The organism is Bradyrhizobium sp. NAS96.2 (assembly GCF_001908235.1).
Taxonomy (GTDB): domain Bacteria; phylum Pseudomonadota; class Alphaproteobacteria; order Rhizobiales; family Xanthobacteraceae; genus Bradyrhizobium.
On sequence record NZ_LGHK01000229.1, the window covers coordinates 1 to 8,805 of the forward strand.

The 8,805-nt window shown below is 66.0% G+C and carries 4 protein-coding genes; 2 read left to right on the top strand and 2 right to left on the bottom strand.

All coding sequences use genetic code 11. From position 1 onward, the window contains the following. Positions 1-1,249, top strand: a 1,249-nt coding sequence (locus AC628_RS36190; protein WP_245321504.1) for an outer membrane beta-barrel protein, incomplete at its 5' end; no start/stop codon positions are given. 179 nt (positions 1,250-1,428) lie between these two features. Here the strand turns inward: AC628_RS36190 and AC628_RS36195 are convergent. Both AC628_RS36195 and gltB read right to left on the bottom strand, forming a co-directional pair. Then, a complete protein-coding gene (locus tag AC628_RS36195; protein ID WP_074131464.1) occupies positions 1,429-2,886 on the bottom strand; it encodes a glutamate synthase subunit beta in 1,458 nt (485 codons plus the stop codon). Positions 2,887-3,023: 137 nt separating this feature from the next. Then, positions 3,024-7,760 carry a glutamate synthase large subunit gene (gene gltB, locus AC628_RS36200; protein ID WP_074131465.1) on the bottom strand — a complete coding sequence of 1,579 codons (4,737 nt, stop codon included), beginning with the start codon at positions 7,758-7,760 and terminating at the stop codon, positions 3,024-3,026. Positions 7,761-8,250: 490 nt separating this feature from the next. On the opposite strand from gltB, the gene AC628_RS36205 reads away from it, so the two are divergent. Next, positions 8,251-8,790: a hypothetical protein gene (locus tag AC628_RS36205; RefSeq protein WP_074131466.1), complete on the top strand. Its 540-nt coding sequence runs from the start codon at positions 8,251-8,253 to the stop codon at positions 8,788-8,790. The last annotated feature ends 15 nt before the right edge of the window (positions 8,791-8,805 follow it).

Consider the following 8,805-nt stretch of genomic DNA (forward strand, 5'->3'; position numbering starts at 1 on the left):
CAGCAAGCCGCCGGTGCCGCCGGCGATGGCCGGCACCATCGTCGGCCAGCCGCCGCGCAGGCGGCTCAAGATCGACGACGATCCGTTCGGCGCGGTCGGCGACTACGCCGGCTCGTTCATGGTCAAGACCGCGGTCGAGGTGATGGCCGGCTACGACACCAATCCGGGCCGCCTGTATCAGCCGCAGGGCAAGGCGTTCTACATGGTCGCGCCGGAATTCGTCGCGATGTCGGACTGGGAGCGCCACGCCGTCGTCGCCGATCTGCGCGGCTCCTTCACCGGCTACGGCTCCCAGCTCACGCCGATCGACGGCACGCCGCTGTCGGCGCCGCTCGACGTCGACCGTCCGAGCTTCACCGGCCATATCGACGGCCGTCTCGATGTCTCGAAGGACACGCATCTCACGGCGCAGGCCCGCCTGCTGGTTTCGACCGACAATCCCGGCAGCCCGAACGTGCAGGCCGGCCTTGCCAAATATCCGCTCTACAGCACGGTCGGCGGCACCTTCGGCATCGACCAGCATTTCAACCGCATGCAGGTCTCGCTCGGCGCCACCGTCGACCGCACCGATTATCAATGGTCGAAGCTGACCGACGGCACCTCGTCGTCAAACGACGATCGCAACTTCACGCAATATGGCGGCATCGGCCGCGTCAGCTATGAGCTCAATCCGGCTGTAAAACCCTTCGTCGAGGTGCAGGGCGACAGCCGCGTCCACGACCTCTATCTCGACCGCGCCGGCTACGCGCGCGATTCATCGGGCGGCTACGCCAAGGCCGGCACCTCGTTCGAGTTCACCCGGCTGCTGTTCGGCGAGGTCTCGATCGGCTACGCGATGCGCGACTACGCCGACACAAGGCTCAACCGGCTCGAGGGCCTGCTCACCACGGCCTCGCTGACCTGGACCGCGACGCCGCTGACCACGGCCAAATTCTATTCCGACACCCAGCTCGGCGAGACCACGCTGCCGGGCACCTCCGGCGTGCTGTCGCGCACCTACACCGTCGAGGTCGACCACGACTTCCGCCGCTGGCTGACCGCGATCGGCAAGTTCACCTACGGCACGCTCGAGTACAAGGGCGACAACCGCAACGACACGACCTACTCGGTGTCGGCCGACCTGATCTACAAGATGACCCGCAGCCTCTGGATCAAGGGCACCCTGCGCCGCGACTGGCTGGATTCGAACCTTGCCGGACAGAGCTCGGCGTCGACGGTGGTGATGCTCGGCGTGCGGGTGCAGAACTAGCGGTGAGGATGCGTTAGTCCCTCCCCACGTGAGGTGTCATGCCCCGCGCAGGCGGGGCATCCAGTACGCCGCGGCCTCTCGGTTTGATCTCTGACGTCTCTGGAATACTGGATCGCCCGCTTTCGCGGGCGATGACAGCTGAGTTTGTGAGATGCAGTTCGACGTGACCGCCGGGGCGACTACCCCGGCAGGTCCGTCTTCCCCATCAGGAACGTATCGATCGAGCGCGCGCACTGGCGGCCTTCGCGGATCGCCCAGACCACGAGCGACTGGCCGCGGCGCATGTCGCCGGCCGAGAATATCTTGGCGCGCGAGGTCTGGTAGTCCTGCAGGGATGCGCGCACGTTGCCGCGCTGGTCGAGCTCGACGCCGAGCGTCTTGAGCAGGCCCTCGTGCACCGGATGCACGAAGCCCATCGCCAGCAGCACCAGCTCGGCGTCGATCGTGAACTCGGTGCCGGGCAGCGGCTTGAACTTATCGTCGACCTTGACGCAATGCAGTTTTGTCACTTTGCCGTCGACGCCTTCGAACTTCTGCGTCAGCACGGCGTATTCGCGCACCGCGCCTTCGGCCTGGCTCGACGACGTCCGCATCTTCAGCGGCCAGTTCGGCCAGGTCACGCCCTTGTTCTCGTGCTCGGGCGGTGCCGGCATGATCTCGAGCTGGGTCACCGACTTCGCGCCCTGCCGGAACGAAGTGCCGATGCAGTCCGAACCGGTGTCGCCGCCGCCGATCACGACGACATGCTTGCCGCCGGCGAGGATGTCGGCTGTGCCGTTCAGCGGCTCGCCGGAGACGCGGCGGTTCTGCTGCGGCAGGAAGTCCATCGCGAAGTGGATGCCAGCGAGATCGCGGCCCGGGATCGGCAGGTCGCGCGGGGCTTCCGCACCGCCGGTCAGCGCCACCGCGTCATACTGCTTGGCCAGCTCCTGCGGGTCGATCGCACCCGGGGTGCTGCCGCCAACGGCCTTGCCGTAGTGGAAGGTGACGCCCTCGGCTTCCATCTGCGCCACGCGGCGGTCGATGATGCCCTTCTCCATCTTGAAGTCGGGAATGCCGTAGCGCAGCAGGCCGCCGGCCTTGGCGAACTTCTCGTAGACATGCACGTCGTGGCCGGCGCGCGCGAGCTGCTGCGCGGCAGCGAGGCCGGCGGGGCCGGAGCCGATCACGGCGACCTTCTTGCCAGTCTTCTCGGCGGCGATCTCCGGCTTCAGCCAGCCATTGTCCCAGGCGCGGTCGACGATCGCGCATTCGATGGTCTTGATGGTGACCGGGTTGTCGTCGATGTTCAGCGTGCAGGACGCCTCGCACGGCGCCGGGCAGATCCGGCCGGTGAATTCGGGGAAGTTGTTGGTCGAGTGCAGGTTGCGCGAGGCCTCTTCCCAGTTGCCCTGATAGACGAGGTCGTTGAAATCGGGGATCTGGTTATTGACCGGGCAGCCTGGCGTGCCCGGCTGGACCGAGCCGGTGCCGTGGCAATAAGGGATGCCGCAATTCATGCAGCGCGCGGCCTGGTCGCGCGTGTCCTTCTCGCTCAGCGGAATGACGAACTCGTTGAAGTTCTTGAGCCGATCGGCGACCGGCTCGTACTTGCGGTCATGCCGCTCGATCTCGAGAAAACCTGTGATCTTACCCATTGAAACCCGATGCCCCTGCATCTCAGTTGTTCCGTCATTCCGGGCTGCGCCGCGGGCGCAGACCCGAAGTCTCGAAGTGGCTTTGCGAGATCCCGGGTTCGCGCCTGGCGCGACCCGGAATGACGCGTGGTCGTGACTTACGCGCCGATCGCGATCTTCGGCTCGGCGTCGGCGTTGGCTTTCATTTCCTTCAGCGCGCGGCGGTACTCCACCGGCATCACCTTGCGGAATTTCGGCAGCCAGGCCTTCCAGTTGGCGAGGATCTCCGCCGCCTTCTTCGAGCCGGTCAGCTTGGCGTGACGGGTGATCAGGACATGCAGCCGCTCCACGTCGGAGTCGAGCAGGTTCTGGAACACGTCGACCCGGCCATGCGCCTCGAGATCGCCGGAGTGATGGTAGGTGTCGGCGTTGATCATCTCTTCCGACAGCACCGGCTCGAGTTCGACCATCGACAGGTTGCAGAGCTTGTCGAAGTCACCGGTCTCGTCCAGCACATAGGCGATGCCGCCGGACATGCCGGCCGCGAAGTTACGCCCGGTCTTGCCGAGCACCACCACGATGCCGCCGGTCATGTATTCGCAGCAATGGTCGCCGGCGCCTTCGACGACCGCGACCGCGCCGGAGTTGCGCACCGCGAAGCGCTCGCCGGCGATGCCGCGGAAGTAGCACTCGCCCGCGATCGCGCCGTACATCACGGTGTTGCCGACGATGATCGACTCTTCCGGCACGATGCCGGAGATCTTCGGCGGCTTGACGATGATGCAGCCGCCCGAGAGGCCCTTGCCGACATAGTCGTTGCCTTCACCTTCGAGCTCGAAGGTGACGCCGTTGGCGAGCCAGGCGCCGAACGCCTGTCCCGCCGTGCCCTTCAGGCCGACATGGATGGTGTCGAGCGGCAGGCCGGCATGGCCGTAGATCTTGGCCACCGCGCCCGACAGCATCGCGCCGGCGGAACGGTCGGTGTTGTTGATCTCTTCCTCGATCTTGACCGGCGCGCCGCGATCGAGCGCGGCCTGCGCCTGCTCGATCAGCCGGCGGTCGAGCACGGCGTCCAGATGATGGTTCTGGCTCTCCGAGTGATAGATCGTCTGGCCCTTCTCCTCCTTCTGCCGCACGAACAGCTTGGAGAAATCGAGGCCCTTGGCCTTCCAGTGCGAGACCAGCGCGGTCTGGTCCAGCATCTGGACCTGGCCGACCATCTCGTCGAACGTCTTGTAGCCGAGCTGCGCCATGATCTCGCGGACTTCCTCGGCGACGAAGAAGAAGTAGTTGATGACGTGCTCGGGCTGGCCGGTGAAGCGCTTGCGCAGCACCGGATCCTGGGTCGCGACGCCGACCGGGCAGGTGTTGAGGTGGCACTTGCGCATCATGATGCAGCCCGCCGCGATCAAGGGCGCGGTGGCGAAGCCGAACTCGTCGGCCCCGAGCAGCGCACCGATCACGACGTCACGGCCGGTGCGGAAACCGCCGTCGACCTGCACCGCGATGCGGCTGCGCAGCCGCTGGCGCACCAGCGTCTGGTGGGTTTCGGCAAGACCGATCTCCCACGGCGAGCCGGCATGCTTGATCGAGGTCAGCGGCGAGGCACCGGTGCCGCCCTCGAAGCCCGCGATGGTGACATGGTCGGCGCGCGCCTTGGCGACGCCGGCGGCAACCGTGCCGACGCCGACTTCGGACACGAGCTTGACCGACACCTGGCCGTCCGGATTGACGTTCTTGAGGTCGTAGATCAGCTGGGCGAGGTCTTCGATCGAGTAGATGTCGTGATGCGGCGGCGGCGAGATCAGGCCGACGCCCGGCGTCGAGTGCCGCACGCGGGCGATCGTCGCGTCGACCTTGTGGCCGGGCAGCTGGCCGCCTTCGCCGGGCTTGGCACCCTGCGCCATCTTGATCTGCATCATGTCGGAGTTGACGAGGTATTCCGTCGTCACGCCGAACCGGCCCGAGGCGACCTGCTTGATCGCCGAGCGCATGCTGTCGCCGTTCGGCATCGGCTTGAAGCGGTCGGACTCCTCGCCGCCTTCGCCGGTGTTCGACTTGCCGCCGATCCGGTTCATCGCGATCGCGAGCGTGGTATGCGCCTCGCGCGAGATCGAGCCGAACGACATCGCGCCGGTCGAGAACCGCTTGACGATGTCCTTGGCCGGCTCGACGTCTTCGAGCTTGACCGGCTTGCGCTTGTCGTCCTCGGCGCTCTTGATCCGGAACAGGCCGCGCAGCGTCAACAGACGCTCGGACTGCTCGTTGAGGATCTTGGCGAACGCCCGGTAGCGTTCCAGCGAGTTGCCGCGCACGGCATGCTGCAAGGTCGAGACCGATTCCGCGGTCCAGGCATGGTCCTCGCCGCGGGTGCGGTAGGCATATTCGCCGCCGACATCGAGCGCGCTCTTGTAGATCTGGCCGTCACCGAACGCATCGGTGTGGCGCCGCACGGTCTCCTCGGCGATCTCGCCGAGGCCGACGCCTTCGATGCGGGTGTGAGTGCCGGCAAAATACTTGGCGACGAAGTCCGCCTTGAGGCCGACCGCGTCGAAGATCTGCGCGCCGCAATAGGACTGGTAGGTCGAGATGCCCATCTTGGACATCACCTTGAGCAGGCCCTTGCCGATCGACTTGATGTAGCGCTTGACGATCTCGTAGTCGTCGAGCGCGCCGGGCAGCCGGTCCTTCATCGCGAGGATGGTTTCGAACGCGAGATAGGGGTTGATCGCTTCGGCGCCGTAGCCGGCGAGGCAGGCGAAGTGATGCACTTCGCGCGGCTCACCGGATTCCACCACGAGGCCGACCGAGGTGCGCAGGCCGGTGCGGATCAGATGATGATGCACGGCGGCGCAGGCCAAGAGCGACGGGATCGGGATCCGGTCGGTGCCGGTCATGCGGTCCGACAGGATGATGATGTTGATGCCCTCGCGCACCGCGCCCTCAGCGCGCGCGCAGAGCTCGTCGAGCACCTGCTCCATGCCTGCCGCGCCGAAGCCGGCGTGGAAGGTGGTGTCGAGCGTACGCGACTTGAAGTGGGTCTCGGCGACGTCGGAGATCGAGCGGATCTTTTCGAGGTCGGTGTCGGTCAAGATCGGCTGCCGAACTTCGAGGCGCTGGGTCGAGGCGACGCCCTGGAGGTCGAACAGGTTCGGCCGCGGCCCGATGATCGAGACGAGGCTCATGACGATTTCCTCGCGGATCGGATCGATCGGCGGGTTGGTCACCTGCGCGAAGTTCTGCTTGAAGTAGGTGAACAGCTGCTTCGGCTTGTCCGACAGCGCCGAGATCGGCGTGTCGTTGCCCATCGAGCCGGCGGCTTCCTCGCCGGTCGACGCCATCGGCGTCATCAGGATGTTGATGTCTTCCTGGCTGTAGCCGAACGCCTGCTGGCGATCGAGCAGCGGCAGGTTGGAGCGCACGCCCTTGGCCGGCACATCCGGCAGCTCCTCGAGCTGGATCTGGGTGCGATGCAGCCAGTCGGCGTAGGGGTGGCTCTTGGCGAGGTCGGCCTTGATCTCGTCGTCGGGAATCAGGCGGCCCTGCTCGAGATCGACGAGCAGCATCTTGCCGGGCTGCAGCCGCCACTTGGTGACGATCTGGTCCTCCGGAATCTTCAGGACGCCCATTTCGGACGCCATCACGATGCGGTCGTCCTTGGTGACGAGGTAGCGCGCCGGGCGCAGGCCGTTGCGATCGAGCGTGGCGCCGATCTTGCGGCCGTCGGTGAAGGCGATCGCGGCCGGGCCGTCCCACGGCTCCATCAGCGCGGCGTGATATTCGTAGAAGGCGCGGCGCTGCTCATCCATCAGCGGATTGCCGGCCCACGCTTCCGGAATCATCATCATCACGGCGTGCGGCAGCGAGTAACCGCCCTGTACCAGGAATTCGAGCGCGTTGTCGAAGCAGGCGGTGTCGCTCTGGCCTTCATAGGAGATGGGCCACAGGCGGCTGATGTCCTTGCCGTAGAGCTCCGAATGCACCGAGGCCTGCCGCGCCGCCATCCAGTTGACGTTGCCGCGCAGCGTGTTGATTTCGCCGTTATGGGCGATCATCCGGTAGGGATGCGCCAGCGACCAGGTCGGGAAGGTGTTGGTCGAGAAGCGCTGATGCACCAGCGCCAGCGCGCTGTCGAAATCGGCTTCGTGCAGGTCGGGATAGTACTTGCCGAGCTGGTCGGCGAGGAACATGCCCTTGTAGATCACGGTGCGGCACGAGAACGAGCACGGATAGTAGCCCGCCATGCCGCGGTCGCGGCGCTGGTAGATCGCCTGCGAGATCGACTTGCGCAGGATGTAGAGCCGGCGCTCGAAATCGTCCTCGTTCTTGGCAGCACCATTGCGGCCGATGAAGACCTGCATGTGGTAGGGCTCGGTCGGCTTCACGGTGACGCCGAGCGAGGAATTGTCACTGGGCACGTCGCGCCAGCCGAGCAGCTTGAAGCCCTCGTTCTTGATCTCGTCGGCGATGATGCTCTTGATCACGTTCCGCCACGCGGCATCGCGCGGCATGAACAGCGCGCCGATGGCGTATTCGCCGGGCTGCGGCAGCTTGAAGCCGAGCTCGGAGGTCTTGCGCGCGAAGAAGGTGTGCGGGATCTGCACCAGGATGCCGGCGCCGTCACCGGCGCGCGGATCGGCGCCGACGGCGCCGCGATGCTCGAGGTTGCACAGGATGCTCAGCGCATCGGAGACGATCTGATGCGACTTCTGGCCCTTGATGTTGGCGATGAAGCCGACGCCGCAGGAGTCCTTCTCCAGGCTCGGATCAAACAGGCCTTCGGCTTCAGGACGCCATGTATGCAGCTCACGCGCGGGTTCGGCGGCTTTCGAGTCCGCGGTCGCCGACAGCGCACCTGCCACGATGATTTCGCGCTCGAATTCCGACCCGCTCATGTGTCCTCTCCCTTTCGTAAGGGGCCTCACCGTATTTGGCGCACCTTGGACGTTGCGGCACCCACCGGGCCACCGCTCGTCCGCCGCGAGCCGCATTTTCCTAGATTCAGGCGACGGGCGTTTCAACGTCCCCTAGGGGACGGCCCTGCCTGCAGCATTCTCGGAGCCCGGGGCGCCGAGGTCCTCCTTACGAAGGGTCTCGTTGCAATCCCCATGCCGGGATGGCCTCGAAATTGAGACAGCTTTACTGTCCTAACCTCGACCTTGCCAAATTTTTGTCTATCACACAAGCGCGAGGAAGTCCTCGCCCGCATGCTTGGAATGAACGGCTCGGCCGGCTCGCCGCGCCCCCGATTCGAAGCAAACACGCCGTGATCTGGCCCAAGGACCGACCAAGGACCGCCGAATTTCACACCGAAATTTTGCCCCGGGCAAGCCAGCAAGAGAGCGGAAAGCTCCTCAAGGCGCAGGGCAGACAGGAGTTACGGCGATGAAGTTGTTCACAGGTTCGGTTGCAGCCGCCGCCCTCGCGCTCAGCGCAGTCTCGGCCGAGGCGCAGCTCGTGACATCAGCCCGGATCGGCAGCCCGGCTTTCGTCCGGGTCTCCGACATGGACGGGCCCTACGCCGCCATGCCCGAAGTTCCGCCGCCGCCGCGGTTTGGCCGTGTCCCGAGCCTGCTGCCGCCGGTCGAGGTCTACACGGTGCTGCGCGAGAACGGCTATCTGCCGCTCGGTGCCCCGCAGCAGCGCGGCTTCGTCTACACGATCTCGGTGATCGACCAGGGCGGCGACGACGGCCGGCTGGTGATCGACGCCCGCGACGGGCACATCATCCGCTTCACCCCGGCCTCCCGGCTCGGCGACAATTACGAGGAGGAGATGAGCGCGACCTACGGCCCGGTCGGTCCGGTGCCGCGGGCGATCCAGGCCCGGGTGCCGCGGCCGCCGCTCCCGATCCCCCATGTCGCGAGCCGTGTGCCGGTGCCGAAGCGCAGCCCGCTCCAACGCCAAGGCGCAGGCTCCCGCTAGTGCTCCGGCGGCCCA

Coding starts and splice junctions, on each gene's coding strand:
- AC628_RS36195 (WP_074131464.1), bottom strand. CDS start 2,886: ATGGGTAAGATCACAGGTTTTCTCGAGATCGAGCGGCATGACCGCAAG.
- gltB (WP_074131465.1), bottom strand. CDS start 7,760: ATGAGCGGGTCGGAATTCGAGCGCGAAATCATCGTGGCAGGTGCGCTG.
- AC628_RS36205 (WP_074131466.1), top strand. CDS start 8,251: ATGAAGTTGTTCACAGGTTCGGTTGCAGCCGCCGCCCTCGCGCTCAGC.